General features: G+C 70.9%; 29 protein-coding genes and 3 pseudogenes. 12 read left to right on the top strand and 20 right to left on the bottom strand.

Annotated elements, in window-relative coordinates; all coding sequences use genetic code 11:
* Positions 1 to 2: 2 nt before the first annotated feature.
* Positions 3 to 1,091: a DNA helicase gene (locus ACIO5E_RS13670; RefSeq protein WP_400666922.1), complete on the top strand. Its 1,089-nt coding sequence runs from the start codon at positions 3 to 5 to the stop codon at positions 1,089 to 1,091.
* A gap of 9 nt (positions 1,092 to 1,100) precedes the next feature.
* Here ACIO5E_RS13670 and ACIO5E_RS13665 read toward each other — a convergent pair whose 3' ends face one another.
* Together ACIO5E_RS13665 and rpe are read right to left on the bottom strand one after the other, a co-directional pair.
* A complete protein-coding gene (locus tag ACIO5E_RS13665) occupies positions 1,101 to 2,060 on the bottom strand; it encodes a pirin family protein (RefSeq protein ID WP_400666920.1) in 960 nt (319 codons plus the stop codon).
* Between the two features lie 192 nt (positions 2,061 to 2,252).
* Complete coding sequence (gene rpe, locus ACIO5E_RS13660; protein WP_400666918.1) at positions 2,253 to 2,936, bottom strand: ribulose-phosphate 3-epimerase; 684 nt, start codon at positions 2,934 to 2,936, stop codon at positions 2,253 to 2,255.
* A 263-nt stretch (positions 2,937 to 3,199) separates the two neighbouring features.
* Here rpe and ACIO5E_RS13655 point away from each other — a divergent pair, with 263 nt between their 5' ends.
* A complete protein-coding gene (locus ACIO5E_RS13655) occupies positions 3,200 to 4,051 on the top strand; it encodes a hypothetical protein (protein ID WP_400666915.1) in 852 nt (283 codons plus the stop codon).
* Positions 4,052 to 4,124: 73 nt separating this feature from the next.
* Here the strand turns inward: ACIO5E_RS13655 and ACIO5E_RS13650 are convergent, their stop codons facing one another.
* The 3 genes from ACIO5E_RS13650 to ACIO5E_RS13640 form a co-directional block, all read right to left on the bottom strand.
* On the bottom strand, positions 4,125 to 4,790 hold the full coding sequence (locus ACIO5E_RS13650; RefSeq protein WP_400666912.1) for a C39 family peptidase: 666 nt from the start codon (positions 4,788 to 4,790) through the stop codon (positions 4,125 to 4,127).
* A gap of 132 nt (positions 4,791 to 4,922) precedes the next feature.
* Positions 4,923 to 5,528 (bottom strand): DUF4188 domain-containing protein, encoded by a 606-nt coding sequence (locus ACIO5E_RS13645; protein ID WP_400667087.1) that lies wholly within the window; start codon positions 5,526 to 5,528, stop codon positions 4,923 to 4,925.
* A 116-nt stretch (positions 5,529 to 5,644) separates the two neighbouring features.
* Positions 5,645 to 6,274, bottom strand: a complete 630-nt coding sequence (locus ACIO5E_RS13640; protein ID WP_400666910.1) for a TetR/AcrR family transcriptional regulator — start codon at positions 6,272 to 6,274, stop codon at positions 5,645 to 5,647.
* A 173-nt stretch (positions 6,275 to 6,447) separates the two neighbouring features.
* On the opposite strand from ACIO5E_RS13640, the gene ACIO5E_RS13635 reads away from it, so the two are divergent.
* A complete protein-coding gene (locus ACIO5E_RS13635) occupies positions 6,448 to 7,098 on the top strand; it encodes an HAD family hydrolase (RefSeq protein WP_400666908.1) in 651 nt (216 codons plus the stop codon).
* A gap of 347 nt (positions 7,099 to 7,445) precedes the next feature.
* Here ACIO5E_RS13635 and ACIO5E_RS13630 read toward each other — a convergent pair.
* The 3 genes and pseudogenes from ACIO5E_RS13630 to ACIO5E_RS13620 form a co-directional block, all read right to left on the bottom strand.
* Positions 7,446 to 7,577, bottom strand: a pseudogene (locus ACIO5E_RS13630) (GNAT family N-acetyltransferase); the annotation flags it as partial.
* Between the two features lies 1 nt (position 7,578).
* Positions 7,579 to 8,094 carry a DUF302 domain-containing protein gene (locus tag ACIO5E_RS13625; protein WP_400666905.1) on the bottom strand — a complete coding sequence of 172 codons (516 nt, stop codon included), beginning with the start codon at positions 8,092 to 8,094 and terminating at the stop codon, positions 7,579 to 7,581.
* Positions 8,091 to 8,435 carry a hypothetical protein gene (locus ACIO5E_RS13620; protein ID WP_400666903.1) on the bottom strand — a complete coding sequence of 115 codons (345 nt, stop codon included), beginning with the start codon at positions 8,433 to 8,435 and terminating at the stop codon, positions 8,091 to 8,093. The genes ACIO5E_RS13625 and ACIO5E_RS13620 overlap by 4 nt, the downstream gene beginning before the upstream one ends.
* 506 nt (positions 8,436 to 8,941) lie before the next feature.
* Between ACIO5E_RS13620 and ACIO5E_RS13615 the strand changes: the two genes are divergently transcribed.
* The 3 genes and pseudogenes from ACIO5E_RS13615 to ACIO5E_RS13605 form a co-directional block, all read left to right on the top strand.
* Positions 8,942 to 10,225 carry a vanadium-dependent haloperoxidase gene (locus ACIO5E_RS13615; RefSeq protein WP_400666901.1) on the top strand — a complete coding sequence of 428 codons (1,284 nt, stop codon included), beginning with the start codon at positions 8,942 to 8,944 and terminating at the stop codon, positions 10,223 to 10,225.
* A 131-nt stretch (positions 10,226 to 10,356) separates the two neighbouring features.
* The gene (locus tag ACIO5E_RS13610) at positions 10,357 to 11,106 is read left to right on the top strand and encodes an SDR family NAD(P)-dependent oxidoreductase (RefSeq protein WP_400666899.1); all 750 of its coding nucleotides are present in this window, start codon (positions 10,357 to 10,359) and stop codon (positions 11,104 to 11,106) included.
* Between the two features lie 180 nt (positions 11,107 to 11,286).
* Positions 11,287 to 11,607: pseudogene (locus ACIO5E_RS13605) on the top strand (IS5/IS1182 family transposase); the annotation flags it as partial.
* 132 nt (positions 11,608 to 11,739) lie between these two features.
* Here the strand turns inward: ACIO5E_RS13605 and ACIO5E_RS13600 are convergent.
* Positions 11,740 to 11,985 carry a hypothetical protein gene (locus ACIO5E_RS13600; RefSeq protein ID WP_400666897.1) on the bottom strand — a complete coding sequence of 82 codons (246 nt, stop codon included), beginning with the start codon at positions 11,983 to 11,985 and terminating at the stop codon, positions 11,740 to 11,742.
* Between the two features lie 204 nt (positions 11,986 to 12,189).
* Between ACIO5E_RS13600 and ACIO5E_RS13595 the strand changes: the two genes are divergently transcribed.
* Positions 12,190 to 12,360, top strand: coding sequence for a hypothetical protein (locus ACIO5E_RS13595; RefSeq protein ID WP_400666895.1), 171 nt, complete (start codon positions 12,190 to 12,192; stop codon positions 12,358 to 12,360).
* 105 nt (positions 12,361 to 12,465) lie between these two features.
* On the opposite strand, the gene ACIO5E_RS13590 is transcribed toward ACIO5E_RS13595, so the two are convergent.
* The 3 genes from ACIO5E_RS13590 to ACIO5E_RS13580 all read right to left on the bottom strand — a co-directional run bounded on the left by ACIO5E_RS13590 (position 12,466) and on the right by ACIO5E_RS13580 (position 15,334).
* Entirely contained in the window at positions 12,466 to 13,452 is a 987-nt protein-coding gene (locus ACIO5E_RS13590; RefSeq protein WP_400666893.1) for an aldo/keto reductase, read from the bottom strand.
* An 89-nt stretch (positions 13,453 to 13,541) separates the two neighbouring features.
* Positions 13,542 to 14,363 (bottom strand): ABC transporter permease, encoded by an 822-nt coding sequence (locus tag ACIO5E_RS13585; protein WP_400666891.1) that lies wholly within the window; start codon positions 14,361 to 14,363, stop codon positions 13,542 to 13,544.
* Positions 14,363 to 15,334, bottom strand: coding sequence for an ATP-binding cassette domain-containing protein (locus ACIO5E_RS13580; RefSeq protein ID WP_400666889.1), 972 nt, complete (start codon positions 15,332 to 15,334; stop codon positions 14,363 to 14,365). Before ACIO5E_RS13580 ends, ACIO5E_RS13585 begins: the two co-directional genes overlap by 1 nt.
* Positions 15,335 to 15,437: 103 nt before the next feature.
* Between ACIO5E_RS13580 and ACIO5E_RS13575 the strand changes: the two genes are divergently transcribed.
* Positions 15,438 to 16,172, top strand: a complete 735-nt coding sequence (locus tag ACIO5E_RS13575) for a TetR/AcrR family transcriptional regulator (protein WP_400666887.1) — start codon at positions 15,438 to 15,440, stop codon at positions 16,170 to 16,172.
* An 85-nt stretch (positions 16,173 to 16,257) separates the two neighbouring features.
* Here ACIO5E_RS13575 and ACIO5E_RS13570 read toward each other — a convergent pair whose 3' ends face one another.
* The 5 genes from ACIO5E_RS13570 to ACIO5E_RS13550 form a co-directional block, all read right to left on the bottom strand.
* A complete protein-coding gene (locus ACIO5E_RS13570; RefSeq protein WP_400666885.1) occupies positions 16,258 to 17,634 on the bottom strand; it encodes a pyridoxal-phosphate dependent enzyme in 1,377 nt (458 codons plus the stop codon).
* Positions 17,635 to 17,822: 188 nt separating this feature from the next.
* The gene (locus ACIO5E_RS13565; RefSeq protein WP_400666883.1) at positions 17,823 to 18,254 is read right to left on the bottom strand and encodes an SRPBCC family protein; all 432 of its coding nucleotides are present in this window, start codon (positions 18,252 to 18,254) and stop codon (positions 17,823 to 17,825) included.
* Between the two features lie 314 nt (positions 18,255 to 18,568).
* On the bottom strand, positions 18,569 to 19,300 hold the full coding sequence (locus ACIO5E_RS13560) for a hypothetical protein (RefSeq protein WP_400666881.1): 732 nt from the start codon (positions 19,298 to 19,300) through the stop codon (positions 18,569 to 18,571).
* A 17-nt stretch (positions 19,301 to 19,317) separates the two neighbouring features.
* Positions 19,318 to 19,503, bottom strand: coding sequence for a hypothetical protein (locus ACIO5E_RS13555; RefSeq protein WP_400666879.1), 186 nt, complete (start codon positions 19,501 to 19,503; stop codon positions 19,318 to 19,320).
* Positions 19,500 to 19,943 (bottom strand): ATP-binding protein, encoded by a 444-nt coding sequence (locus ACIO5E_RS13550; RefSeq protein WP_400666877.1) that lies wholly within the window; start codon positions 19,941 to 19,943, stop codon positions 19,500 to 19,502. Before ACIO5E_RS13550 ends, ACIO5E_RS13555 begins: the two co-directional genes overlap by 4 nt.
* Positions 19,944 to 20,116: 173 nt before the next feature.
* On the opposite strand from ACIO5E_RS13550, the gene ACIO5E_RS13545 reads away from it, so the two are divergent.
* Both ACIO5E_RS13545 and ACIO5E_RS13540 read left to right on the top strand, forming a co-directional pair.
* A complete protein-coding gene (locus ACIO5E_RS13545; RefSeq protein ID WP_400666875.1) occupies positions 20,117 to 20,977 on the top strand; it encodes a helix-turn-helix domain-containing protein in 861 nt (286 codons plus the stop codon).
* Complete coding sequence (locus ACIO5E_RS13540) at positions 20,974 to 21,207, top strand: DUF397 domain-containing protein (RefSeq protein ID WP_400666874.1); 234 nt, start codon at positions 20,974 to 20,976, stop codon at positions 21,205 to 21,207. The genes ACIO5E_RS13545 and ACIO5E_RS13540 overlap by 4 nt, the downstream gene beginning before the upstream one ends.
* A gap of 116 nt (positions 21,208 to 21,323) precedes the next feature.
* Here the strand turns inward: ACIO5E_RS13540 and ACIO5E_RS13535 are convergent, their stop codons facing one another.
* Positions 21,324 to 22,352, bottom strand: coding sequence for a S66 peptidase family protein (locus ACIO5E_RS13535; protein ID WP_400666873.1), 1,029 nt, complete (start codon positions 22,350 to 22,352; stop codon positions 21,324 to 21,326).
* A 430-nt stretch (positions 22,353 to 22,782) separates the two neighbouring features.
* On the opposite strand from ACIO5E_RS13535, the gene ACIO5E_RS13530 reads away from it, so the two are divergent.
* A complete protein-coding gene (locus ACIO5E_RS13530; RefSeq protein ID WP_400666872.1) occupies positions 22,783 to 24,045 on the top strand; it encodes a hypothetical protein in 1,263 nt (420 codons plus the stop codon).
* Positions 24,046 to 24,401: 356 nt separating this feature from the next.
* On the opposite strand, the pseudogene ACIO5E_RS13525 reads toward ACIO5E_RS13530, so the two are convergent.
* Together ACIO5E_RS13525 and ACIO5E_RS13520 are read right to left on the bottom strand one after the other, a co-directional pair.
* A pseudogene (locus tag ACIO5E_RS13525) lies at positions 24,402 to 24,694 on the bottom strand (serine/threonine protein kinase); the annotation flags it as partial.
* A 114-nt stretch (positions 24,695 to 24,808) separates the two neighbouring features.
* On the bottom strand, positions 24,809 to 25,369 hold the full coding sequence (locus tag ACIO5E_RS13520; RefSeq protein WP_400666870.1) for a TetR family transcriptional regulator: 561 nt from the start codon (positions 25,367 to 25,369) through the stop codon (positions 24,809 to 24,811).
* A gap of 84 nt (positions 25,370 to 25,453) precedes the next feature.
* Between ACIO5E_RS13520 and ACIO5E_RS13515 the strand changes: the two genes are divergently transcribed.
* The gene (locus tag ACIO5E_RS13515) at positions 25,454 to 26,302 is read left to right on the top strand and encodes a patatin-like phospholipase family protein (protein WP_400666869.1); all 849 of its coding nucleotides are present in this window, start codon (positions 25,454 to 25,456) and stop codon (positions 26,300 to 26,302) included.
* Positions 26,303 to 26,528 lie beyond the last annotated feature (226 nt).

Here is a 26,528-nt window from a genome sequence, read left to right as displayed (position 1 = left end):
CCATGACGCTCACCTATCTCGACCTCAGCCCTGCTCAGCGGGCCTCCCTGGACACCCTGCCGTTCGAGGGCAACCATCTGGTCAGCGGCCCGCCCGGCAGCGGGAAGAGCCTTCTTGCAGCCCAGCGCGCCCTCATGCTCGCACTCACCGGCACGCCGACCGTACTCCTCACCCGTTCCAACTTGCTGCGCCAAACACTCGCCCCGGTCGTTTCCGCCCTCGGCGCCGAGGACCACGGTGTACGCGTTGCCACGGCCCACGCCTGGCTCACCCACTGGTTCGGTGGCGATGCACCACGGACCGACGACGGCTGGTTCGACTGGGCCAGCTTCTATGAGCGTGCGGCCGTCACCGACCACGGGCCCGCCCCCACCCTCGTGGTCGACGAGGGACAGGACCTCCCGATCGGGTTCTACCGGCTCTGCCGCATTCTCGGCAGCCGTACAACGGTGTACGCCGACGAGTGCCAGCGCCTCACCGCCACCAACTCCACGATCTCCGAGATCTCCAGCAGCCTCGGCGGCTGCACCCACCACGAACTCGCAGGAAACCACCGCAACACCCGCCAAATCGCCGAGCTCGCCGCCCACTTCCACACCGGCGCCACCGCACCGCCACTTCCCGACCGACCCGGCCCGAATTCCCGCCTGCACCGCCTCGGCCGTCCCGATGCCGTAACCGATCTACTCATCGCCCTCGCCACACACCACCCCCGGTACAGCATCGGCGTCATTCTCGGCTCCACCCGGGCCCAGTCCGACCTGCTGACCCGCCTGGAACGCAAAGCCCCCCGACTGCGCCCCCAGCTCTACACCTCCCAGGCCACCCAGGGTCGTTACCGCACAGTCGACCTCACCCGCCCAGGCATCGTCATCGTCAACCGCGCCAGCGCCAAGGGGCTCGGCTTCGATACCGTCGTCGTCCCCGACACCCACACCGACAACGCCACCGACCCCAGCTCCACAGCACTGCGCATGACGTACTACGTGTTGGCAACCCGAGCCCGGCAGGAACTGCACTTCGGCTACGAGGGGAACGTCGAGCCGCCGGTACTCGCACCTGTGAGTCCGAACCTGCTGCTACGCGGTTGACCGCTCCCCTCAGCGCCGGCGCCCCCGCGCCTTCAGTGGCGTGGTGGGGAGATCGGGGGCGGGCAGGCGGGCGCCGTCGTAGCCGTGCACGTCACCGAAGCGGGAGGTGGCCATCCAGTCGTCGCGCGCCTGGGTGATCTCCTCGCCGGTGCGCCCGATGAAGTTCCACCACATGAGGATCTTCTCGTCGAAGGGTTCGCCGCCGAGGAGGAGGACGGCGGCGTCGGTGCGGGCGAGGAGGGGGAGTTCGGGGCGGCCGCAGCCGAGGTAGAGCATGGAGCCGGGTTCGACGCGGACGCCGTCGACGTCGATGCTGCCGGACATCGAGAGGACGGCGTACTCGAAGTCGGGGACGAGGGGGAGCTTGAGGTCGGCGCCCTCGGTGAGGGCGAGGTCGGCGCCGACGAGTGGGGTGTAGGCGGTGCCGGGGGAGGTGGCGGTGTCGAGGGTGCCCAGGATGACGGTGCCGCGCAGGCCGGGGGCGGTGACGACGGGCAGGTCGGCGTGGTGCTCGAAGGTGGGGGCGGTGTGCCGGTGGGCGTCCGGCAGGGCGACCCAGAGCTGGGCGCCGTGCAGGTAGCGGGCGTGCGGCTGCGGGGACTCCTCGGAGTGCGAGATCGCCCGGCCGGAGGTCATCAGGCCCAGTTCGTACGGGCGGACGGTCTGCAGGCTGCCGAGGCTGTCGCGGTGCAGCACCTCGCCCTGGTGCAGCCAGCTGACCGTCTGGAGACCCATGTGGGGGTGGGGCGGGACCTGCATGCCGGGCTCGTCGGCGATGTCGTCGGGGCCGTAGTGGTCGACGAAGCACCAGGCTCCGACCATCCGGCGGCCCAGGTTGGGGAGCAGCCGGCGGACCATCGTGCTTTCGCCGAGCTGGACTTGACGTCCGGCCAGCAGCTCCTTCACCGGTCCGGTCGCGGCCTCGTGGCCGCAGCTGGTCGGGGAGGGCTTGCGGTCGAGGTTGCTCATGTGCGGTTCCACCACCGTGCGGAGAGGGGGCCGGGCGAGGGGAGTTCGCCACTGATCATCCATGACGATCGGCGGATCCTCCACACCTCGCCGCGAAGCCCTTCCCCGGAACGCCCCTCGCCGGGGATGCCCCTCCCCGGGAGGCCGGAAGCCCCTCCCCGGGGACACCCCAACCGGAAGCCCCCGGTGGGCTCAGTGCTCGCAGGCCCACCAGGCGTCCGACGTGGCCTTGGCCGCGAGCTCCCGCAGGTTGCGCACGGCCTCGGCCGGGTCCTCGGCCCCGTACACCGCCGAGCCGGCCACGAACACGTCGGCGCCGGCCTCGGCGCAGCGCTCGATGGTGCTCGCGGAGACGCCGCCGTCGACCTGGAGCCACAGTTCCAGGTCGTGCTTGGCGATCAGCTCCCGGGTGCGGCGGATCTTCGGCAGCATGATGTCGAGGAACGCCTGGCCGCCGAAGCCGGGCTCGACGGTCATGATCAGCAGCATGTCGAGCTCGGGCAGCAGGTCCTCGTACGGCTCGATCGGTGTGCCCGGCTTGAGGGCCATGGAGGCGCGGGCGCCCTTGGCGCGGATCTCGCGGGCGAGCCGGACGGGCGCGGCGGCGGCCTCGACGTGGAAGGTGACGGAGCCGGCGCCGGCCTCGACGAACTGGGGGGCCCAGCGGTCCGGGTCCTCGATCATCAGGTGGCAGTCGAGCGGGATGTCGGTGGCGCGGGCGAGCGACTCGACGACCGGGACGCCCAGCGTCAGGTTGGGCACGAAGTGGTTGTCCATCACGTCGACGTGCAGCCAGTCCGAGCCCCTGACGGCCTCCGCCTCCTCGGCGAGCCGGGCGAAGTTCGCGGACAGGATGCTGGGGTTGATCTGCGCCATTACCGACTACCTTCACACGAGGGTTCACACGAGGGCTGCGGCGCCGCGGGGTCGGGCACCTCGTCCCATCATCTCGCGCCGCCGCCCCGCCGGGCGCACACCGTGACCACCGCGTGACCGTCATCACACCCGGTGCGGGGTTACCGCGACCGTCGCCGTGGTCATCAGCACTGGAGCGGCCCGCGCGCCCGACCCGTCGGCGCCGGTCGGGCCGCCCCGTCCAGGCCGGGTTCCCCCGCCCCTCTTCCGAGGAAGGTCCTTCGATGGCCGATCTCGTCCATCCCGCCCGTGCGCTGTGGTGGCTCTTCGAACCGGTGCACGCCGTCACCTACTTCCTGCCCGAGAGCCGCGAGGCCTTCGAGGCGGCCGGGCTGCGCGGCGGCTGGCGCGGCTACTTCGCCAGCCGCTCCGCGCCGCTGGGCGCGGTGGACGCGCCGCCGGTGATCGCCGCGTTCTTCAGCTTCTCCCCGGCGATGGTCGAGCGCGCCCTGCCGGAGGTGTGGACCCACGCCAGCCCCGACGAGGCGCTGGCCGCCCGACTGAAGGGCGCGTCGGCCGCGCTGGCCCGGCTGCTGGAGCACGTGGATCCGGGACAGGTCGAGCTGGCGGTGGAGGCCCTGGAGCGGGCCGCGGGCCGACTCGACTGCGTCGGCCGGGTGCTGGCCGCCGCCAACGCCGCGCTCCCCCGGCCCACCGGGCTGTACGAGCGGCTGTGGCAGGCCGCCACGGTGATGCGCGAGCACCGCGGGGACGGCCATGTGGCCGCGCTAGTGGCGGCCGGGCTGGACGGGTGCGAGGCGCTGGTGGTCCGGTGCGCGATGGACGTCCGGCGCGACCTGCTCCAGCCGATGCGCGGGTGGACGGACGAGGAGTGGGAGGCGGCCGCGGGGCGCCTGGTCGAGCGGGGCTGGCTGACGGCGGAGGGCTCGGTGACCGAACTCGGCCGGATCCGGCACCAGTCGCTGGAGGCCGCCACCGACCTGGCCGCCGCACGCGTCTGGGAGGACTACCCGCGCGCCGAACTCGACCGTCTGGCCGCCGCGTTGAAGCCGATCTCGGCACTCTGTCGCAGCGAGCTCCCGGTCAACCCGGTCGGCCTGCCGGACAACCCCTGACAGCTCCTGCCGGCCTCCGACGGCTCCTGTCGGCCTCCGACGGCTCCTGCCTCTGACGGCCTCCGCTCAGCCGCTACGCACCCGGCGGACCGAGGACGATCCCCCGGCCGGCGTAGAAACGCTCGAACGACCGCCACGGCACGTGCGCGAAGGACTGCGACTCCCCCGGGAAACCGGACGGGTTGTGGATCACCACCGCCGTGTCCGTGGCGCCCACCGCCAGCACCAGGTGCCCGCCCCGCCGGACCGGCGCCGGCCCCGTCGGCTCCCGGATCGCGGGATGCACCGACACCATCACCAGCCCCCCGCTGACCACCTCGGCCGCAAGCTCCACGGGCGCCAACTCCTGGGCCTGCGCGGCCAGCCCCCACCGCTGCCGGACGTAGGCGGCGAACGGCGTGTGGATCAGCCCGCGCAGGCTCTCGCCGTCCCGGACGTACGCCCCGGCCGCCACGCACTCCCCGGCGAGCGTGAGCGCCGGCGGCGCCAGGCCCCACCAGTGGTCGAGCGCCATCCGCAGGCAGGCCACCCCGCACAGGCGCCACGACCACCACGCGTACTCCTCCGGGGTGCCCGCGCCGGACTGCCCCCACCGCGGGTCCTCGGCCGCGTCGACCTGCCCGTCGATGATCGCCCGCACCAGCTCCGCCGACTCCCACTGCGCGTGGTACGGCACCTCGTGCACCACCGGCCCGCCCGTCGGCCCGCCCGTCGGCACCCCGCCATGCTGCTCCGCCATCCCCCGACGCTCTCACGCCGCGGCACCCGGCCGACTCACGACACTCCCTGAGTACCCGCACTCGGGTGCCCGCCCGGGCCGCCGCCCCCGGTGGGCGCGCCGCCCACCAGCGCCCTATTCGCCGGCCAGCGCCTATTCGCCCACCGCGCCGTCCCCCACCCGCTTCCCCGCCACGGCATCCTCCGCCACGCCGTCCCCCACGCGCTTCTCCGCCGCGGTCTCCGCGCCCGCGCCGCCCGTCCCGGTGGACCGGTAGGCCAGCCGCGCCGCCGCGTGCCGCCCGCGCGCCTCGATCGGCAGGGAGCCGGTGGCGCCGGCGAGGCCGAACGGCGGCATGTCGAAGTAGATCGACTCGTAGCCGCCCTCCGGCACGACGTACGTCTCGTGCCACAGCCCGACGTGCTGGCGGATCTTCCCCTCCCGCATCTTGCGGTTGGCGATGCCCCACACGGTGTGGTGGAAGCCGTCCGGCGCGCTCGCGTAGCCGTACAGCTTCTCCTTCGACTCCCAGTACTGCACGACGTAGTACGTGCGCGGCGAGGCGGTGAGCAGGATCCGCCCGCGCAGGCCGCGTTCGGGGCTGCGCCCGAGTTCGTACAGCATCCGGAACATCGCGTACATCACCGGGCCCCAGTGGTGGACGGCCCAGAAGCGGTTGATCCGCATGCCGATCAGCAGCACCACGGTGTCGCCGGTGGCGCCCGCGGTGGTGTAGCCCGGCGTCGGCTTGGCGAACATCGATCGGACGAACGTCGTTCCCCTGGACATCTCGGCCTCCCACACCCATCCCATGTAAGCGGTGATTACATCAGGGCCGGGAAACCCGGTCAAGGCTCCTGACGCGCACAAATCGGTTACTGCGACGGGTGGTTGGCGGATCTGCCGGCCACACCCTGACCGAAGGTGTCCAGCACCTTCCCGGCCAACTCCTCCGCCCGCTCCCCCGGCAGATAACCGTCCACGATCATCTGCGCCAGGCCGTACACCAGCGCCTGCCCGGCCAGCCCCACCAGCACCGGATCCCCCGGACGCAGCCGGCCGGCCTCCTGATCCGCCACGATCAGGCCGGTGAACGCCCGGTCCATACCGTCCAGTTGCTCCCGCAACTCCGGCTCCCGGGAGGCCGTGAACACCCGCGAACGCAACAACTCGAACCGGTACGGGTGGTGCAGCGCGTACCGGACGAAGCCGAGCCCGATCGCCCGCATCACCGACCCCTCGGCCGGCTCCACCGCCGCCGCCTCGCCCTCCTGCCACCGCGCGAAGTCGGCCAGCACCCGGTCCGCCACCGCCGTCAACAGCGCCTGCCGGTCCGCGAAATGACGAAACGGCGCCCCCGCCGACACCCCGGCCCGCCGCGCCACCTCCCGCATACTCACCTTCTCCTGCCCGCACTCGTCCAGCAGCTCGCACGCCGCCTCGACCAGCGCCTCCGGCAGGGATCCGTGATGGTACGAGCTGCGCTCGCCAGGCCGTTCCGTCATGCCTGCCTTGCTACCACAGCAGACCGCCCCACCAGGACACCGTCACCCACCGATCGGAGCCCCATGCCCATGCCCATGCCCGTGCCCACCCCGACCCCCATCCCCCACCTCCCGTGGCACCACCATCGGATCCTGCAGCCGACCCCTTCCGAGCCCCTGCCTATCCTGTCCAGATGATCACTCCGATTGAACTCGTCATATTCGACTGCGACGGCGTGCTCGTCGACAGCGAACGAATCGCCGTGCGCGTGCAGGTCGCGGTGGGTGCCGAGTTGGGGTGGCCGCTGACGGAAGCCGAAGTCCTGGAAAAGTTCATCGGCCGGTCAAGCTCGTCCATCGGCGAGCAGATCGCCACCCGCCTGGGAGCGAGTCGGGCTGCTGCCTGGCAGGAGAGGTTCGAGCAACTCCATCGCGAGGCCGTCGATGCCGAACTCACCCCGGTCGACGGCATTCGCGAAGCGCTCGACGCCATCGCGCTTCCCACCTGCGTGGCGTCAAGCGGCAGTCACGACAAGATGCGCCACACCCTTGGCCACACCGGGATCTACCAGTACTTCGAGGGCCGCATCTTCAGTGCCGGCGAGGTCGCGCACGGCAAGCCCGCCCCTGATCTCTTCCTCCACGCGGCTCAGCGGATGGGTGTCGAACCCTCAGCCTGCATCGTCGTCGAAGACAGCACGTACGGGGTCCAAGCCGCCCGCGCGGCCGGTATGCGGTCGCTCGGCTATGCCGGCGGCCTGACGCCCGCCCAGTGGCTCGAAGGCCCGAACACCGTGGTGTTCGACGACATGCGCAGGCTGCCAATGCTCCTCTCCGAAGCCTGACCGATCATCAGCCGGGCCACGTGACGTCCATCACTCACTGGCTCCTCGAATGCAACACGCCCCGTCGAGACGGCCGCGAACCGTGTCGTCGGCGCCCAGCTGATCAATAGCCACACGGGATGCATGTCGCAGGCCAGGCCCTGCACTGGTTCGCTCTGGGGGTGGCGGCCACTCTGCTTGCCATGGTCCCGTGACTCGGACGTCAACGGCGTTGGTGTGGGCTGATATCGGCAACCTTGCCGATGTGCCGCCTTCCTTGGCTGGCCCGGCATGCGCGCGGGCAAGTCGCGGTTGCAGGCCGCCCGCGCGCGGGAGGGCTGATACTCCCCGGCGGTCCCGTCGCAAACTCAACTGGACGGTGTGACCGGGGGCCACATGCCGAGCCACTGCTCGGCGCCCCAGGCCTCGAACCGCTCCACCTCGGTGAACCCCAGCTTCGCCGCGAGGAGCATCGAGCCGACGTTGGCGCGGGGATCGGTCTTACCCGGCTGCCAGCTGCGGGGGCATTTCGCCTCCGAGTAGGCCGATCAACTGGGCGAGCAGAGCGTCGAGTTCGCGACCGACGTCGGAGATCCGCCCGTCGTGGTAGCTGTCGAACAGCAGGCTCGGCTGGTCGACCGCCAGTTTCGTGTCGCCGTCGGGGTCGGCGTAGAGGAGAGTGCGCAGCGGCGCGTGCAGCATGACCGACGGGTCGTGGCGGAACATGCGTTCGGCGATGGTGTGGTTGCCCATCAGGTACTGCGTGGCCTTCCAGGGGGAGGGCGATCCGGCCATCAGGGCGGTGAGGTCGCCGCGGTGGTAGCGCATGAACCCGTACGGGGCGTTGATCTCGGCGAGTTCGAGCGTGGCTCGCCAGGAGTCCATCTGGAAGAAGCGGGCCTGATCGACCTCCGGGACCAGGGTCTCGTACTGCTCGCGGGCCGTGTCGTACGGCTGTGGGAGCGCCACGACGAGGCGCCGTGCGGGGTGGTCGACGCTCGTGGTGTGCGTGGTCATGGCTGTGCCTCCTCCGTGCCGGAGCGGACCAGTTCCACGTTGTGGATGTCGAGGGTGATGGACGGCAGGTTGAGGTTCACGCTGTCGGCGGGATTGCGGCGGAAGACTCGCCGACGGGTCGCCACCAGCAGGCCGTCGAAGGACCTGTGGCGGCTGGTGTAGCGGCCGACCAGTGTGCTGCCGTTGATTTCGACGACGTAGTCCGTGCGTCGTCGCATGCCGAGGGTGTCGAAGTAGAACACCTGGTCGGGATTGTGGGTGGCGATCTCGGCCAGCCCTTCGATGCCCAGATCGGGCCCCCGATCGAGATGTCGACCTTCAGTCCGCGCACGGTGTTCCACAGTTCGTGGCCGCCGGCCGTGGCGATGGCCAGGTCGAGCAGTTCGTCGGTCATCGACCACGCTCCTCCAGTGGTGTGCGCCTCCACCAAGGTTGACCGAAGCTCTTGACTGTCGCACGCGGCGCCGAACGTCAGCCGTCCCGGGGCCGGGTTCCCGAGCGGTGGGGTGGCGCCCTTGCTGTCCCAGCACTGGCACGGATCGGTTCGCCCCGCAAGTCGGGTTGGAGTTGCGACGTGGATCGAGTACCCGCAGGCTGTTTATCTGGTACGCGGCCATGATGACGCGAAGAGAGACCGGCTTCGCAGTCCCCGTCGTCGCCTCGCAGTCCCCCTCGGACTCCGCGGCAGATGTCCTCTCGGCGGCACGTGCCACGGACTCTCCTCTCGATCCGCTCTCCGCTGACCACCTGGTCCGCAGTGGCCCAAGTGATGCACCCGAATGGTCCGAGCATCCGACATGACCACCGGTTGCCACAGCCTGCCACCAGCGAGAAGGAGCCACCGAACATGAACGGAAAGCAGAAGACACTCGCCATCCTGACGGGAACCGTGCTGGCGGCCGGACTCACCAGCCCGGCCTTCGGGGCCGCCTCCCCCGCTGCTCAGTCACCGACCGCGAGCGCCACCGCTGCGGGGACCGGGACGTCGGTCGTGGACTGGAACCGCGCGCTCATCACCATCCTGAGCGATCCCAAGGCCCAGCCGCCCACCGTCCACCCCACGCGCAGCTTCGCGCTCCTCCAGGCCGCCGAGTACGACGCGGTGGCATCGATCACCCGGACCGATCCCGCCTACCTGTTCTCGGTGCCGGCGCCGCAAGGCGCCCGTGCGGACGTCGCAGCCGACCAGGCAGCCCACGACGTACTGGTCGCGCTGTACCCGGCCGAGCGCGCGAGCGTGGACCAGCAGCTGAGCAGCCAGCTGTCCGCGATCACCGACGGCGCCGACAAACAGGCGGGCGTCACCGTGGGAGCAGCCGTCGCCGGCAAACTGATCAGCCTGCGGTCCGATGACGGGTCCTCGGCCACGCCACCGCCGTTCACCCCGGGAACCGCCCCCGGCGACTACCGGCTCACACCGCCCGACTTCCCCGCACCGGTGTTCACCAACTGGGGCTCGGTCAAACCGTTCGTGCTGACGAGCGGAAGCCAGTTCCGCCCGGCCGCGCCGCCGGCCGTGGGCACCCCCGAGTACGCCGCCGCCCTGAACGAGGTCAAGATCCTGGGGAGCAAGACCAGTACCACCCGCACCGCCGATCAGACCGCGGCCGCGACGTTCTGGGCGGCAGCACCCGTCTGGAACGTCTGGAACCAGGTCGCGCAGGACCTCGTCACCTCCCAGAACGCGAGCCTGGAGCAGGCGGTGAAGGTCTTCGCCCGGCTCGACCTGTCGCTCGCCGACACCGCGATCGCGATGTACGACGCCAAGTACGCCTACCACGTGTGGCGGCCGGTCACCGCCATCCAGCTCGGCGACACGCACTACAACCCGGGCATCGTCGGCGATCCCAACTGGACTCCCCTCCTGCCGACCGCCCCGGACCCGTCCTACCCCGGCGCCCACGGCGCTCTCAGCCAGGCCGCGGCGACGACGCTCGCCGGATTCTACGGCGCACAGCACCAGCTCACGGTGACCTCGAAGGGCGTCACCCGAACCTTCGCCGGCTTCCAGGACGCCGCCACCGAAGCGTGGCTCAGCCGGATCTGGTCCGGCCAGCACACCTCCATCGACAACAGTGCCGGTCAGCAACTCGGCAAGCAGGTGGCCAATTTCGTGGCACAGCATCTCTGATCGCCCGCACGGGCACCCGCACGGCGTGAACGCCCTGTGGTGAGCAGGCGCCGGTGGGATCGGGGGTTGGCGAAAGGCCCACAGGGACCGGAACCGGATCTCCCGCGACTCACACATGAAAGGTCACGACCATGAACAGGCTGGACGGCAAGGTCGCCCTCGTCACCGGCGGCAGCAGCGGTATCGGACTCGCGATCGCACGGAGGTTCGTGGAGGAAGGGGCCTACGTGTTCATCACCGGGCGGCGCCAGCCCGAACTGGACCGGGCAAAGGACGGGATCGGCAGGAACGTCACGGCGGTTCGGGGCGACGTCACCGTCCCCGCCGACCTCGGCCGACTCTTCCGGACCATCGAGAAGGAGAAGGGGAAGATCGACGTCGTCGTCGCCAACTCGGGCCTGGTCGCCCCGCAGGAGTTCGGCCGGATCACCGAAGAGGGCTTCGACCGCACCTTCGACCTCAACGCCCGTGGCACGCTCTTCACCGCCCAGGAAGCGCTGCCGCTGATGAAGGACGGCGGCTCGATCATCCTCGTCGGATCGATCGCCGCCTACACCGGCTTCAAGGGGTACACCACCTACAGCGCCACCAAGGCCGCCGTGCGCTCCTACGCCCGCACCTGGACCAAGGAGCTGGGGAACCGCGGCATCCGGGTCAACACCCTCAGCCCCGGCCCGATCGACACTCCGATTATGGACAGCCAAGCAGACTCGAAGGAAGGCGCGGACGCGATCAGAGCAGCCTTCACATCACTCATCCCCCTCGGACGCATGGGACGACCCGAGGAGGTCGCCGCGGCCGCCCTCTTCCTCGCATCCGATGAGAGCAGCTTCTGTGCGGGCATGGACCTGAGCGTCGACGGCGGCATGGCTCAGGTCTGAGGCCGCCACGCGGCATCCCCGGTCACAGTCGCGGGGATGCCCTGTGGCGGCGGGCGCCGCCGCGCCGGCGGGCGGTTTAAGAGGCTCCGCCAGTAGGCGCTGAAGTGAGTGGCGGTAGCAGGGCAGGAACGGTTCGCCCAATCATGGAGGTCTCTACGCTTCATGATCACCGGGGGATCCGTGCTTGCCGTCCCATCATGCATTCTGGACCCGATTCATGACCGGTTCCTCGCGTTGTTGCCGGTGCGGGAGGACCGCCGTCCGTGGGGCTGCCACAACCCGCGCATCAGTGACGCGGTGGTCTTCGACCGTCTGGTGCAGGTCCTGGTCTTCGGCTGCGGATACGAGCGGGTGGCCGACAGTTCCTGCTCCGCCACCACCCTGCGCCGTCGACGCGACGAATGGATCGCCGTCGGCGCGATGGAGACCCTGCGCCTGCTCGTCCTCGCCTGCTATGACCGGATGATCGGCCTCGAACTCGACCAGCTGTCCGCCGACGGCTATATCGCATCAAACGCTTGGGACACCCGCCCACCAAGCCCCCGCATCCGATGACCCACGCGGCGGACGCAGACTGGCAGTCGGTCGCCCGACACTGCGGGGCGGCGGGCCTCATCGCGTTGACGGTGACCGTCACACGGTCACCGCGGGTACGCCGTCCGGGCGGTCGGCGAGCAGGGCCGCGATGTGGTCCGCGCAGCGAAGGGCCGCCGTGGCCATGGCGTTCCTGGTCATCCCGGCGACATGTGGGGTCAGCAGGGCGTTCGGCAGACCGAAGAGCGGCGAGGCGAAGGCGGCGTGCTCGTGCTCGAAGGCGTCGAAGTCGGTGAAGTCCACCCGGCCGGCCCAGGCAGCCCTCGTCCCGGCGTGATCGGCCACCCGCCGGAGGTTCAGCGTGACAGCCAGCCCGTGGCCGAGCAGACGCTCCCTGACCGGCGGGCGCACCGACAGCTGCAGGACCCTCGGTAGAGTCTGGGCAATGACAGGGAACCGAGGCCGCTGGTCAAAGATCGACCAGGATCGTGGCATCGAGGACGTGACGCTCCTCATCCTGGAATGGCTGGGCGAACAGGGCGTGAAGCCATGATCAGGGTGGACGCCGAGAGGGTGGCCGACAACGCGCCGGCGTGGACATTCGCCGCCGGCGGCGGTCCCTTGGAGCATGGCATGCGTGCTGACGGGAGGACCGTGCAGCAATGCATGTCCGCCGCGCTGTCCCAGCTGCGCGAGGCCGGGCTGTCGGTTCCGTTTTGATCTTCGTCTTTACTCGCCTCTGACGTCGATCATGACGTTGGTCTCTGAGCGGGTGGGCCGGGCACCGGGGGCGGTGGCCCACCCGGTGCCCGGCCGGGGGTGCGGTTACCAGGCGTAGTCCTCGGGGGCCGGTTGGTGGCCGGGGAAGAGTTCGTCGAGGCGGTCGAGGGTCTTCTGGTCGAGCTTCAGGTCGAGTGCGGCGACGGCCGCGTCGAGGTGGGCGGGGGTGCGCGGGCCGATGATGGGGGCGGTGACGGCGGGGCGGGTGAGGAGCCAGGCGAGGCCGAGGTCGGCGGGGTCGGTGCCGAGGTCGGCGGCGAGGTCCTCGTAGGCCTGGATGCGGTCGCGGTGGGTGGCGAGGAGGCCGTCGGTCTGGGGCAGGGCGCCGCGGACGCGGGTGCCTTCGCGTTCCTTGCGGAGGATGCCGCCGAGGAGGCCGCTGCGCAGCGGGGACCACGGCAGCAGGCCGAGCCCGTAGTGCTGGAGGGCGGGGATGACCTCCAGTTCGATGGTGCGGTCGAGCAGGTTGTAGAGGGACTGCTCGCTCACCAGGCCGAGGAAGTGGCGGGAGCGGGCGGTCTCCTGGGCCTGGGCGATGTGCCAGCCGGCGAAGTTGCTGGAGCCGACGTAGATGATCTTGCCCTGGGCGACCAGGACCTCCATCGCCTGCCAGATCTCCTCCCAGGGCGTGTCCCGGTCGATGTGGTGCATCTGGTAGAGGTCGATGTGGTCGGTGTTCAGGCGCCGCAGGCTGGCCTCGACGGCCCTGCGGATGGCGAGCGCGGAGAGCTTGCCCTCGTTGGGCCAGTCGCCCATCGCCCCGTAGACCTTGGTGGCGAGGACGGTGCGTTCGCGGCGGCCGCCGCCCTGGGCGAACCAGCGGCCGATGATCTCCTCGGTGCGGCCCTTGAGGTTGCCCTCGCTGTCGCGGCCGTAGGCGTTGGCGGTGTCGAAGAAGTTGATGCCCCGCTCGTGGGCGGTGTCCATGATGCGGTGGGCCTCGGACTCCTCGGTGTGGGGGCCGAAGTTCATGGTGCCCAGGCAGAGTCGGGAGACGGTCAGGCCGGTGCGGCCGAGGTGGGTGAACTCCATGGCGCCCACCTTCGGTCGCACCGGCGTCGATGTCCAGCACATTCCGTCAGCCGAACCGAGTCGGACGGGATCGCCGGATTCCGGCCCGCTCAGCGCCCGTGCGTGGCGAACTTCCGTACGGCGAGCGGCCCGCAGAGCGCGAGCAGCAGGGCGCTCCAGAGCAGGCCGGCCAGGACGGCGTGCTGCATGGGCCAGGCGTCGCCCGCCGCGGAGGGGTTGCCGAAGAGTTCGCGGCAGGCCTGGACGACGGAGCTGACCGGGTTCCAGTCGGCGACGACCCGCAGCCAGCCGGGCATGCCGCCGGTGGGCACGTAGGCGTTGGTGACCATCGCCACCGGGAAGACGGCGACGGAGAGTTGGCCGGCGGCCTCCTCCTTGCCGACCGCCAGGCCGAGGCAGGTACCGACCCAGGTCATCACGAAGCGGAAGAGCAGCAGCAGTGCGAACGCGCCCGCCGCGTCGGCGGCACCGCCCCGGACGCGCCAGCCGGCGGCGAGCCCGACGAGGGCCAGCAGGGCCAGCACGACGACGCTGACCAGCAGGTCGGCGAGGGTCTGCCCGAGCAGCAGACCGGTGCGGGAGACGGGCATGGAACGCAGCCGGTCGGTGACACCGCGTCCGACGTCACGGGCGGCGCCGACCATGGTGGGCATGATGCCGTTGGTGGCGACCATGGCGAACAGGCCGGGCATCAGGAACTCGCGGTAGTCGCCGCCGCCCGGGATCCGCATCGCGCTGCCGAAGACGTACCCGAAGACCACCACCATGATCACCGGGACGCCCAACGAGGCGGCCAACAGGCCCGGCGAATGGCGGTAGTTGAGGAGGATGCGGAGCATCGACGTCCAGGCGTCGGCGGCCAGCCGGGCGGGGCGGGACGGCATCGGCGCGGGTGCGTACACGGCGGCCATCAGGAGGCCCTCCCTACGGTGGTGGCGGACTCCCGGGTGAGAGCGAGGAACACGTCGTCCAGCGACGGGGCCCGTACGGCGGCGTCCTCGGCGGTGATCCCGGCGGCGTCCAACTCCCGCACCAGCGCGGGCAGCAGGACCGGGACGCCGGGCCGCGTCAGCACGGTGACGGTCCGTTCGGCAAGGTCCACCCGGGCGTCCCCGCCGGAGAGCGCGGACAGCACCACGGCGGCGGAGGCGAGTTGCTCCGGCTCCGCGAGGGTGACGGACAACTGGCTGCCGATCGCCGCCTTGAGCCGGGCCGGTGGGCCGGTGGCGATGGCGGCGCCGTGGTCGACGACCACGATGTCGTCGGCGAGCCGGTCGGCCTCCTCCAGGTACTGGGTGGTGAGCAGCACGGTGGTGCCGCCGTCGGCCAACTCCTTGACGGTGTCCCAGATCTCCTGACGGCTGCGCGGGTCGAGCCCGGTGGTGGGCTCGTCCAGGAAGAGCACCGGCGGGCTGGTGACCAGGCTGGCGATGAGGTCGAGGCGCCGGCGCATGCCGCCGGAGTAGGTGCGGACGAGCCGGTCGCCGGCCCCGGTCAGGTCGAAGCGTTCGAGCAGTTCGTCGGCGCGGGCCCGGGCACGGCGGGCGCCGAGGTGGTGCAGCCGTCCGAGCAGGTGGAGGTTGTCGCGACCGGTGATGCCCTCGTCGACGGCGGCGTGCTGCCCGGCGAGGCCGATGGCCCGGCGGACGTCCTCGGCGGCGCGGACGACGTCGTGGCCGGCGACCCGGGCGGTGCCCCGGTCGGGGGCGACCAGGGTGGCGAGGACACGGACGGCGGTGGTCTTGCCGGCGCCGTTGGGGCCGAGCAGCCCGCACACGGCGCCGGCGGGGACGGCGAGGTCGAGGCCGCGGAGCGCCTCGGTGGACCCGAATCGTTTCTCCACGCCCGCCATCTCGATGGCGGGCCGGGCGGTGTCGGACATGGCTCTGCCCCTTCACTAGGTACAGCGTACGTAGAAGCGCGCGCAAGCGCATCGTACTACGTACGCCGTACGTATCTAAAATGGGAGGCCGAGGTGATCTTCCGTGCCGTCCAGCAAGCCCCCCAGCAGCCAGCGCCCGGCCGCCCCCGAGGCGCCCGAACTGATCTGGCTGCGCCCCGAGCGCACCGGCCGCGGGCCGAAGCCGGCCCACAGCCGGACGTCCATCGCGGCCGCGGCCGTCGAGATCGCCGACGCGGAGGGCCTGGAGGCCGTCTCCATGCGCCGGGTCGCGGCCGCCCTCGGGGCGGGCACCATGTCGCTCTACAACTACGTGCCGAAGAAGGAGCACCTGCTCGACCTCATGCTCGACGCGGCCGTCGCCGAGTACGACTACGCCGCCCTCGCCCCCACCGGCGACTGCCGTGCCGACCTAGCCCGCCTCGGCCACCAGCAGCTCGGCCTCTGCCGCCGCCACCCCTGGCTGCCCGCCCTGGTCATCTCCCGCCCGGGCATCGGGCCCAACGCGTTGCGCTACACCGACCACTTCCTCGCCGTCACCGCACCCACCGGCCTGGGCGGCGGAGCCCGGATGGAGGCCATGGCCCTGTTCAACGGCTTCATCTGCCAGTACGCCCAGTACGAGCAGTCGGCGGCTGCGGGCGCCAAGTGGCAGACGGAGCTGGTCGGTTACCTCGCCCGGGCCGCCATGAGCGGCGAATACCCGCACCTGGCACAGGCGTTCGCGACGTCCGGACCGCCCGGCGATCCGGACACCGCCTTCGACCGCGCACTGGACCGGGTGATCACCGCCATCCTGGCCCCGCCGACGCCCCGCTAGCGAACACCCCGCCAGCGAACGCCCCACCAACCGACGCCCCGCCAGCGGGCGCGGCCCTCCGGCCGCGCCCGCCGACACCCGCTGCTCACCCCCCGAACGCCGCCCGCGGCAGCACCGCCACCACCCGCCCGTCGACCAGCACCACCGCAGCCTCGTGCGCACCCCCCAGCACCGCCCGCGCCTCGGCCGGCGACTGCCCGACGCCCACCGCAGGCAGCACCGGCCCGATCAGCGCGCCCAGCGGATCGCCCGGCTTGGCACCGCCGTCCGAGATCGCCGCCGCCAGCACCGCCCGCGACACCGAGCCGACCACCTCCGTCGCGCTCACCCCGTACGGCCTCACCGACCGCGCCAGCACCACCGGCGCCACCCCGCCGGGAGCGGCGCGCAGCGCCTCCAGCGCCTCGCCGACCGTCCAGCCGGCGTCGACCGCGACCAGCGGGCCGACCCCGTCGAGCAGCGGCCGGAGGCCGTCCGCCTCCTCCAGGAAGCCCCACTGCCGCATCCAGTCGTCGCTGTGCACCTTGGAGAGGTAGGACCGCCCCGAGTCCGGCAGCAGCACCACGACCAGGTCGTCCGGCCCGAGGCGCCGCGCCACCCGCAGCGCCGCCGCCACCGCCGTGCCCGAGGAGGGCCCGGCCAGGATGCCCTCCTCGCGGGCGAGCCGGCGCGCCGTCAGCAGCGACTCGCGGTCCGGGATGCGCTCGAAGGCGTCCACCGCGTCCGACCGGTAGGCCTGCGGCCAGCGGTCCTCGACGGTGTCGGGGTGGAGGAAGTGCCCGATGCTCTCGACGAACCACGGACTGCCGTCCCCACCCCCGTACATCGAGGACTCCGGGTCCGCGCCGACCACGGTCACCGAGCCGCCGGACACCTGCTTGAGGTAGCCGCCGTTGCCGGTGATGGTCCCGCCGGTGCCGACGCCCGCGACGAAGTGGGTCACCCGGCCGCCGGTCTGCTCCCAGATCTCGGGGCCGGTGGTGCGCACATGGGCGTCCGGATTGGCCGGGTTGTCGTACTGGTTGGCGAGCCAGGCGCCGGGGATCTCCTCCACCAGCCGGCGCACGACGTTGAACAGGTGCGCCGGGTCCTCGGCCGGCACGGCCGTCGGGGCGAGCACCACCTCCGCGCCGTACGCCCGCAGGATGTCCGACTTCTCGGGCGCGGACCTGTCGGACACCCCGGCGATCACCCGGTAGCCGCGCTGCCGCCCGACGATGGCCAGCCCGATGCCGGTGTTGCCGGAGGTCGCCTCGACGATCGTCCCGCCCGGCCGCAGCAGGCCGTCCCGCTCGGCGGCCAGCACCATGGACAGCGCGGCGCGGTCCTTGACGCTGCCGCCGATGTTGAGGAACTCGGCCTTGGCGTAGATCGGCGCGGGCAACCCGGCGCCGAGCCGGGCGAGGCGGAACAGGGGCGTCCCGCCGATCGCGTCGAGTACGGATTCGTGCACTGCGGCCATGTGCGGCCTCCTTCGGTCGGTGTCCGAAGGGGCCCCCTTCGGTCGGTGTCCGAAGGGGCCCCCTTCGGTCGGTGTCCGACCGAGCCTGCCCAGCCACGAGGCCCGATAGCCGCCGCGCCGCGGGGCGAAAGCCTCGGAGTGAAAGTCGGCCGCGCCGACTTTCACTCCGCCCTCCCGGTCGTGCGGCCCTACCTGTTCTCCATCAGCTCCTTGAAGTGCTCCAGATCCGTTCGCACCGCCTGTTCGACGGCCCGCACCTGGGCGAACCCCTTCGGCCCGCCGAACGCCTCCCGCAGCTCGGCCCCGTCGTACTCCAGGCGCGCCTGCAGCGCGCAGTGCCCGTCGTCCACCTCCAGCACGGCGAAGGCGCCCTTCAGCTCCGGGCTGCCGCCGAGCGTCTTCCACGCCAGCACCTGCTCACCGCCCCGGTCGGTGAGCTCGGTGTCGAAGCCGCGTGGTTCACCGCCGGCGCCCACGTCGAAGTGCGCCCGGCTGTCGCCCTCGGCGAAAGCGCTGCGCACACCGTCGACGAACTGTGGATACTCGTCGATCCGGTGCAGCTGTGCCCAGACCTGCTCAGCAGGGGCGTCGATCTCGATCTGTTCTTCCAGCCTGCTCATCGGAAGCCTCACTTCCCGAACCGGCGGCCCAGCCCGGCCCGGCCGGGCCATCAAACCCCTTCCAGCCTGCGCCGCCCCGCGCCGACCCGCACGTTCGCACGGGAACCGCCGCGCGGCGCCCGGGGCTTAGCGTGACCGATCCAGTGCGCTGCGCCGGCGAAGCCCGTCGGCGGGAGCGGTCTGGCGCAGCGCGAACCGGGGCGCGCAGCGATCCGTACGCGCCCCATGGGCTGGTCACGCTCCAAGTTGCGCAACGGCACCGGGTACGCCCGCCCCCTCCGGGATGGCCTGTACGGAGAGTGAGCAGGGCGCGGTCAGATGAGCGGGGCGAAGAGGTCGCGCTCCCAGTGGACGAGCCAGGAGGCGGTGAGCGACGGCAGCTCCTGGCCGTCCGTGGACTCGTCGTACGGCAGCACGGCGGTCGGGGCGAGCCAGCCCTCCCCCGGGTCGATGCGGACGCGCAGCAGCTTGAGCGGCCTGCGCAGGGCGAGGAACATTCGCAGGTCGCCGGTGTGGGGGTGGTGGGTCTCGTAACGGTCGTGGACCGTACGGCAGATGGACTTGATGTCGGTGTCCGCGAGCAGGAGGTGGCGACTACCGGGGCCGAGGTTGACGCAGAGGCGTCGGCGGGCGGTGTCGCGGTCCGGGTAGGGCAGGTTCTGGTGGTCGTCGACGTGCAGGCCGGGGCGCAGGCCGCTCTCGGACAGCCGGTGGGTGACCGGCTCGCCGGGCGGGTCGTCGGTCTCGCCGAGGGCGACGAGCAGCGGGTCACCGAGGAAGCCGACCAGCGCGGCGAGGGCGTGGACGTCGGTGACGGTCTCGGGAAGGCGGAAGAACTCGACCAGGCCGCTGTCCTTGGTGAAGACACCCGGCGCGAAGCGCTCGGGGTGGTCCCCGGGGAGCGGGGACCAGTCGCCGGCGGGGACGACGGCGCCGTTCTCGTAGCCGGGCACGTCGTGGAGGCTGCGGACGCCGCCGATGTCGCAGCGGGCACGGAGGGCCTCCGGGTCGCGGAAGGCGATGGCGGCGGGATGCATGGTGGTCACGGGTCGGACTCCTCGGGTCAATCGTCGTCGTCGACGTCGTTGTGACGGTTGATGCCGGTCATCAGGGCGGCGGCCAGGGTGGTCCACCAGACGACATCGGCGGTGGCCGGCTCACGCGGCGGGACGAGGTCCGAGGCGAAGCAGGCGAGGGCGAGACTGGCGACGGTGATCGCAGCCGTGGTGGCGAGCTTGATGGTGCTCAACTTTCGGGCGAGGGAACGTTGCTGTTCGCAGCACGCAGGACGCGCGCCCAGACGCGCTTGCCCTCCCCGCACCGCGTGATCACCCCGAAGTCGACGGCGAGCCGGCGGGCGAGTTCGATCCCCCGGCCGCCTTCGTCGAAGCGGCGCGGACGCGGCTCGCGAAGCGGGAGGTCGCTGCGGGGGTCCCAGACTTCGAGGCGGCATGCGCCGTCGAACTCCTGGAGGTAGAGCCGGACTTCGCCGTGGCCGCGACAGGCGTGGACGACGGCGTTGGTCACGAACTCGGAGGCGATGAGGACGAGGTCGTCGACCGGGTCACCGTCCCAGCCCCAGGAGGTGAGCCGGTCACGGACCAGGCGGCGGGCGGTACGGACCGAGGTCGCGTGCTCGGTGAGGGCGGTCTCCCAGGTTCGGAAGACCGGGTTACGCAAGGTGGACATGAGTCACCCCACACCTTCAGTGGCGTGTTCGTGCGGTCACGTTGAGTGTGGAGCCTCGGAATTCGAAAAGGCAACCTGAACGCCTTAGAAAATCGGTGGATCTTGAAATGGCTTGAGTCCGGGCGTCCGCAGCAGCCAGACTGACAATCAACATCCGTAGGGAGGGAACCCACTTGAGCACTGACCTCTCCGCCATCCGGCAGATCAGACTCGGCGACGAGCTTCGCGCGCTGCGAGTGGATCAGAACAAGAAGCTGGTCGAGGTCACGAAGGGGCTGACAGGGTGGAGCGCTGCTCGTCTGAGCAAGATGGAGCGCGCCGAGCAGCCTGTCGGAGCCGCCGATCTGGCGACCCTTCTGGACTGCTACGGAGTCACCGGCGCCGACCGTGAGTACTACGAGAACCTGCTCGGGGGTGGCCCTCCGAAGCAGTGGTGGCGCAGTCTCGACTACGCCGACGCCATCACGCCCGCATTCGCGGAGTACCTCGCGCTCGAAGCCGACGCTTCGCACATGGTGGACTACTTCTTCTCGGGCTTCCCCGGCCTCGTCCAGACCGAGGCCTATGCCAAAGAGATGATCGCCGCCGGAACCGACGCACCCAACGAGGAGGAGGTCGATGCGGGCGCCGAGGTCCGCATTCTCCGCCAGCGCCGGCTGACCAGAGACCCTCTACTCACCTTCGAGGCATTCTTCGGTGAGGTCGCGTTGCTGGTCGCCGGCGATCAGCAGGTACTCACCGAGCAGATCCGGCATGCGATCAAGGTGGCGCAGTACCCGAACGTCACCTTGCAGATGGTGCCGCTGAGTGCCGGACGCCCTGGAGTCCTCACCTCCGGACTCACGCTCATGCGGTTTCCCGACGACCTCGAAAATGGCTTCGTATTCATCGAAGCCGTCGGCGGTATGCTCCCACGCAGACGGGGCCGCGACGTACGGCGTGCCGAGAGGGTCTTCGCTCGCGTCAAGCGATTCGCGTTGTCACCCGAGGACACCATCACCGCACTTGAACAAAAGTTGGAAGAGCTGACGTGAGCAAGAAGCACGACCCCTACGACCACAACTCCGCCGACGCCGAGTGGGTCAAGTCGCCCTTCTCCGGGGAAGGTAACGGCAACTGCGTAGTTGTCGCCCGCTTCCCCAACGGCGACGTCTGGCTCGGCGACGACAAGAACCCCGGCCGCCCCCACCTCGCCTTCGACCAGGCCGAATGGACCGCCTTCGTCCAGGCCATCGAAGCCCGCGACCCCCGCTTCACCGCCTAGAAGGGCGATGAAGATCTTGGGTTCCGGCCCGACGTGCAAGCAGTGGGGCCAAAACCGAGATCTTCATCAGTCCCCCTCCACCATTAGGTCTTCTTCGGAGTGCCCGGCCTGCCGGGTCAGTCCAGGATCTGGATCAGCTCCTGACACTGCGTGCTGTGCATGACGCGGGCTCGTGCACCGTTCACCAGAGGCAGGTACGGCGGCACGTGCCCGCACTCGACGTCGGCGATGATCGGGACGCCCAGCGGACCGAGAGCGTCGAGCACGGCCTGCTGCTGGGTGAGCGAGCTGGTGTCCCGGGCGGAGGTGCGGCCGACCAGGACGGCGTTCGCAGCGTCGAAGAAGCCGGCCAGCCGCATGCCGTGCAGGTTGCGGCAGATGGTGAATGCGTCGTCGCCCGCTGCCTCGACGTAGACCAGCAGACCCTCGGGAGCCTCAGCGCGGGCGAAGGCCGAGACGTCGCCGTACGGGGTGCCCGCGACATTGCACAGCGTCTCGATGCAGCCGCCGATGAGGCGGCCCTCGACCTCGACGTCACCGTCGTCGTCCAGCCTGGTCCAGCCGCCAATCCCGTCCAACGGGTAGTCGTCCACTTCCGGGGACGTCCGGTAGTCAGCCCAGCCGCTTGCCCGGTACCGGCCCGGCGAGGTCTGGGCGACCCGGCTGCCAGTCGGCAGAGTGACCAGGTCGAGCCAGGAGAGCAGGCCTTCGGGCACCCGGTACGGGGTGTCCATCAGGTTGTTGCCGTGCACGGTGGCCCAGCCCGTCAGCAGGGTCAGCGGGGTGAGGACGGTCGACATGTCGGAGAAGCCCACCAGCCACGTCGGTTCGGCCTCGCACAGCCCGGCCCAGTCGAGCAGCGGCAGCAGGTCGATGGCGGTCTCTCCGCCCCACGGCGGCACCACGGCCTTGATCGCCGGGTCGGTCAGCATCGCGGTCAGCTCGGCCGCGCGCTCCGCCGCGGGGGCACTGAGGTGTCCGGAGCCGTCCATGCACGCGCCGACCACCACCTCGTAGCCACGCGCCTCCACCGCACGAATCGCCACTTTGAGCCGCTCCTGCATGTCCGGGGCGACGCCGCTGGAGGGCGAGGTGACAGCGACGCGGTCACCGGGGCGCAGGGGGCTCGGGTATCGGATCGACATGGACGGGAGTCTGACATGCCGACAGGTGCGTATGCCGCCAGATTTTCGCCCCGGTTCTGGCCTCACGCGGTCGGGTATGGGGCCAGACTGCTGGTGTGCGGGGGGAATGGGCTGGGGACCTGGTCGGGCTGGATGTGTGGGAGACCTGCCGGGAGTTGATCCCGGTGGGGAGCGTGTTCGCGTTCCTAACCGAGCACAGGGAGGCGCTGTTCCGGCCGATCGCCCACGCCGCGATCCACCACGTCCACTGCCCGGTCGCCGTCGTCCCGTACGGCTGAACGCGACGACCTCGCCCCGGAGTTGCTCCTGCATCCGGCCGAACTACCGCTCACCCGAGGAACGTTCGTAGAGCGAGCAAGGCCGGAACTGCCCTCCACCTCCGGGCAACTCCCTTATATAAAGGGGGCGAAGGGGCCGAGGAGGTTTCAGCATGCAAGCGAGGAAACAGCAGGAGAAGCCCGGGCACTCCCAGCGCGACGCGGGCCCGGCCCGCCGGTCCGGCAGCGGGGTGCGTCCGGACGCCGGGGCCATGTCCCCGGAGGCCGTCACGGCCCTGCAGCGCACGGTCGGCAACGCGGCGACGACGCGCATGATCGCGGACCGCCGCCAGGCGGACCCGGGGATACAGCGGGTGGCGGACGGTCAGGCCGGCTCCCGACCGGTGCAACGACAGCTGGACAAGAACAACGTGCTGACCGTCTGCGCGGCCGGCGCGTTCGACGGGCAGTCCGTCACCCCGGACCGACGCGCGGCCGACCTCCGGACCGTCGTGTGGGAGAACCACTGGGCCGCCATCTCGGCGGTGTGCAAGAAGCACAAGTACACCATCGCGATCCGGGAGACCGGGGAGTACTCGATCCGGCGCATCGCGGAAGGTGCCAAGGCCAAGCCGCACACCATCCTGGAGAAGTCGATCAAGCCCGCCTCCATCGTCAGGAAGTACGGCACCGGCCCCGGTCAGGCGCAGGGCGACCCGGCGCTCATCCTGGCCTGGTTGGAGGCCAACGACCTGAGCGGCTTCGTCGGCCACTGGAACGACCAGGGCCTGGCCGGCGTACGGATCGACAACCCACCCAACACGCTCGCCCCCGACATCGTGCACAAGGGCGCCAACCGTGAGCCGTACGTGCCGCTCGACATGGGGAAGACGGACGGCGGGCCGGCGATGGCGGCCCTGAAGACCGATCAGAAATGGAAACAGTACCTCTACACCGGAGATTACGACCTCCACGAGGTGTACTCCGCGCAGGGCGGCACGGGCGGCGGTCAGATCCCGGAGGCCACCATGGAGAAGGCCAAGCTGCTCAACCGGCTCAACGACGGGATCGCCCGCAACTCCCAGGAGCAGGTGAAGCGCAGCGGTTCGGTGGCCCTGGAGGACGGCCGACTGCACACGCAGATCGGCTCCGACCACGCCATGTTCCAGCACGGCGACCAGGCCACCTACCGGATGAACCAGTACTTGGAGTCGGAGGTCGCCCGGCACGCGTCACAACTCGTCCGGGCCGTGGCCACGGAGGCCGACGAGCCGCTGGCGTGGTGCCGGATGGGCGAGTGGTACGTGACCAAGACCCGCGCGGAGCACGCGGTGCTCCGCTCCCGCTGGAACCTGACGGCGCCCCACACCTGGGGCGCCGACGAGGTGGACCGCACCGCGGCCGGCGGCTACCGCACGGCCCGCTACACGGCCTGACCCCGCCGCCCCCGGAGCCCGGAGGCCCCTGGAAACCGCCGCAGAGCGGTCAGGGGGCCTCGATTGACGTCGCCTCGATGCAACACTGAGACCGAGGCCCAAGGGGGGCCGTCTCCCCTCGCGTCAACGGTCTTGACACGAGGGGAGACGGCCGTCAGGCAAGCATGCCGGTCTCCATGGCCGGCCTGTCCACGCCGCCGAGCGGACCGCCCGACTTGCACCCCCGCCCTGGCAGGGAGCGATCGAACAGGCCACCGCTACCGCCACCGGCGTGTACGCACTGATGGGCTCCGACCCGCTTCCGGTCCGGCTGCGCGCCCTTCTCGGCGACTTCCGCCCGTCGACGCGGATGCCTACAGTGTGGGTCTCGGCACGTACGCCGTGGCGAGCCAGGGCGCCTCCGCCTCCGGATCGGCATCCACGACCGGGCCGTGTGAAACCCGCCGACCCGACGGTCCGCGGCGACCTCGGCCCGGAACCGCTCGCGAAAATGCGGATCGGCGGCAAGTTCCGGACGAGCCACCTTGACGGCCACCGCGCGGCCTCCGCGCGAACGTGCCAGGTAGACGGTGCCCATCCCGCCGACGCCCAGTTCGCGTTCGACGGTATAGCCGCCGATACGCCTGACCTCGTCCGTTCCGAACCCCATGGGTCGCGCGCCTCCCCGAGTCCTCGCGCGCACCAGTATGACCGAGGCTCCGAGCCTCCGTGCCCTCCTTCTCTGCCTGTAGAGATCGTATCGGCGACGTTCTCCGAAGGGCGTTCAATGCTTGAGGAGTTCAGCGAAGCGGTCCAGCGCACGATCGGTGCGATGACGGTCGCCGGTGGCTGTGAGATCGAACAGCAGACCCCGGACAACGGCCATGACCACCGTGGGCGTGACGGTGTCGTCCGGACCGGTGGAGACGTCGCGGAAGGTGGCACCGAGAGTGCCGAACCAGTCCGTGATCGCCTCGCCCTGGTCGGGGTAGTTCTCGGGGTGGACCAGGCCGTCGGCGTGCACCTCGAAGAACAGCCGGACGAACGGCGCACGTTCGTCTGCGCTGATCCACGCCCAGATGCCACGCAGCCGCTCCTGCACGGAGCCCGTCGCCACCGGAAGGCGCTCGGCCAGGCGCACCGCACCTCGGCGACGGGCCTCGGCGAGGACCGCAGCGACCAACTCCTGTTTGCTGCCGAAGTCGTAGAGCAGCATCCGTGGGCTGGTGTCCAGGGCCGCGGCCAGTGGTCGCAGGCTCAGCCCGGCCAATCCGTGCGCCAGCACGTAGTCGGTCGCCCGCGCCAGTGTGCGCTCGCGACGGGCGGGATCTGCGGGTCGCCCCACGGTGGATCTCCTCTCGCAACTCGTAACCGAAACAGCGTTAGCGAGTATATGGTACGACTGTTTCACTAACGAGGGGAGACCACCTTGCGCACCTTCGACCGAGCACTCGTCCTGGGTCCCGGGAGTCATGTCGGCACGGCCTGGACGGCAGGGCTGGCCTACGGGTTGCGCCGCGACGGCGTGGATCTGGGCGAAGCCGACCTGATCGTCGGCACGTCGGCCGGCGCGATCGTGGGCGCGCTACTCGCCACCGACCAGGACCCGGGGCGGCTCGCGACGTCGGCTCGCCAGCCCGCTCACCGGCTCAAGGCGGACCCCGCGCGGATGGGCGAGGTGTTCGCCGTACTCGGCGACCGCAGCCTGGAACCCGGCGAGGCCAGGCATCGCGTCGGCCGGCTCGCGCTCGACAGCACCGGCCCCGAAGCCGATGAGGCGCTGATCGCGGGGCGCGCCGCCCTGATCGGCGCGGACGTGTGGCCGCAGCGGCGGCTGCTGATCACCGCCGTGGACGCGGCCACCGGTGAGCCCGTGGTGTGGGACCGCGACAGCGGCGTGCCGCTGGTGCACGCGGTGGCGGCGAGCAGCGCCTTCCCCGGGGCCGCGCCGCCCGTCGCCGTCGACGGCCGGCGGTACATGGACGGTGCGCTGCGGTCGGGTACCAACGCCGATCTCGCGGCCGGCGCCCGCACGCTGGTCGTGGTCGAGCCGATGGCCCACCTGTTTCCCCGCGAGCCGCTCAACCAGCAGCTGGCGGCCGTGGGGGCGGACACCGTAGTGACCATCGGCCCCGATCCGGAGTCGGTGCGCGCTTTCGGCCCGGACCTGGGCGACCTGGCAGCCTGGGAGCCGGCCTACCAAGCGGGTCTTCGCCAGGCCGGCGACGTCGGCGCGCAACTCCGCTCCACGTGGAGGACAGAAGCCGACGCGGACTGACCGCCGACCACGTCCGTGATGCGTGGGCGGTGGCAGCCCGGCGGCCGAGTCGCCGGGCAGGCCGACCCCTCCGGCAGCACAGGCGCAGGTCCTCGGTGATCACAGAGCGTCTCAACTCGGTGATCACCAAGACCTGCGCCCGTCCTACTTCCGGGATAGCCCCACCACGCCCATCTGCGCGACCCGCAAGACGACTCTGACGATCAGTCAACTAGTTCACCCGAAC

This window comes from Kitasatospora sp. NPDC087314, from assembly GCF_044744365.1.
GTDB lineage: Bacteria > Actinomycetota > Actinomycetes > Streptomycetales > Streptomycetaceae > Kitasatospora.
The sequence above is the reverse complement of the archived record's forward strand: the minus strand, read 5'-3'. Positions and strand labels throughout refer to the sequence as shown.

Bases quoted from the DNA above. Each gene is read 5' to 3' on its own strand.
- ACIO5E_RS13670 (WP_400666922.1), top strand. From the start codon at position 3: ATGACGCTCACCTATCTCGACCTCAGCCCTGCTCAGCGGGCCTCCCTG.
- ACIO5E_RS13665 (WP_400666920.1), bottom strand. From the start codon at position 2,060: ATGAGCAACCTCGACCGCAAGCCCTCCCCGACCAGCTGCGGCCACGAG.
- rpe (WP_400666918.1), bottom strand. From the start codon at position 2,936: ATGGCGCAGATCAACCCCAGCATCCTGTCCGCGAACTTCGCCCGGCTC.
- ACIO5E_RS13655 (WP_400666915.1), top strand. From the start codon at position 3,200: ATGGCCGATCTCGTCCATCCCGCCCGTGCGCTGTGGTGGCTCTTCGAA.
- ACIO5E_RS13650 (WP_400666912.1), bottom strand. From the start codon at position 4,790: ATGGCGGAGCAGCATGGCGGGGTGCCGACGGGCGGGCCGACGGGCGGG.
- ACIO5E_RS13645 (WP_400667087.1), bottom strand. From the start codon at position 5,528: ATGTTCGCCAAGCCGACGCCGGGCTACACCACCGCGGGCGCCACCGGC.
- ACIO5E_RS13640 (WP_400666910.1), bottom strand. From the start codon at position 6,274: ATGACGGAACGGCCTGGCGAGCGCAGCTCGTACCATCACGGATCCCTG.
- ACIO5E_RS13635 (WP_400666908.1), top strand. From the start codon at position 6,448: ATGATCACTCCGATTGAACTCGTCATATTCGACTGCGACGGCGTGCTC.
- ACIO5E_RS13625 (WP_400666905.1), bottom strand. From the start codon at position 8,094: ATGACCACGCACACCACGAGCGTCGACCACCCCGCACGGCGCCTCGTC.
- ACIO5E_RS13615 (WP_400666901.1), top strand. From the start codon at position 8,942: ATGAACGGAAAGCAGAAGACACTCGCCATCCTGACGGGAACCGTGCTG.
- ACIO5E_RS13610 (WP_400666899.1), top strand. From the start codon at position 10,357: ATGAACAGGCTGGACGGCAAGGTCGCCCTCGTCACCGGCGGCAGCAGC.
- ACIO5E_RS13595 (WP_400666895.1), top strand. From the start codon at position 12,190: ATGATCAGGGTGGACGCCGAGAGGGTGGCCGACAACGCGCCGGCGTGG.
- ACIO5E_RS13590 (WP_400666893.1), bottom strand. From the start codon at position 13,452: ATGGAGTTCACCCACCTCGGCCGCACCGGCCTGACCGTCTCCCGACTC.
- ACIO5E_RS13585 (WP_400666891.1), bottom strand. From the start codon at position 14,363: ATGGCCGCCGTGTACGCACCCGCGCCGATGCCGTCCCGCCCCGCCCGG.
- ACIO5E_RS13580 (WP_400666889.1), bottom strand. From the start codon at position 15,334: ATGTCCGACACCGCCCGGCCCGCCATCGAGATGGCGGGCGTGGAGAAA.
- ACIO5E_RS13570 (WP_400666885.1), bottom strand. From the start codon at position 17,634: ATGGCCGCAGTGCACGAATCCGTACTCGACGCGATCGGCGGGACGCCC.
- ACIO5E_RS13565 (WP_400666883.1), bottom strand. From the start codon at position 18,254: ATGAGCAGGCTGGAAGAACAGATCGAGATCGACGCCCCTGCTGAGCAG.
- ACIO5E_RS13550 (WP_400666877.1), bottom strand. From the start codon at position 19,943: ATGTCCACCTTGCGTAACCCGGTCTTCCGAACCTGGGAGACCGCCCTC.
- ACIO5E_RS13535 (WP_400666873.1), bottom strand. From the start codon at position 22,352: ATGTCGATCCGATACCCGAGCCCCCTGCGCCCCGGTGACCGCGTCGCT.
- ACIO5E_RS13530 (WP_400666872.1), top strand. From the start codon at position 22,783: ATGCAAGCGAGGAAACAGCAGGAGAAGCCCGGGCACTCCCAGCGCGAC.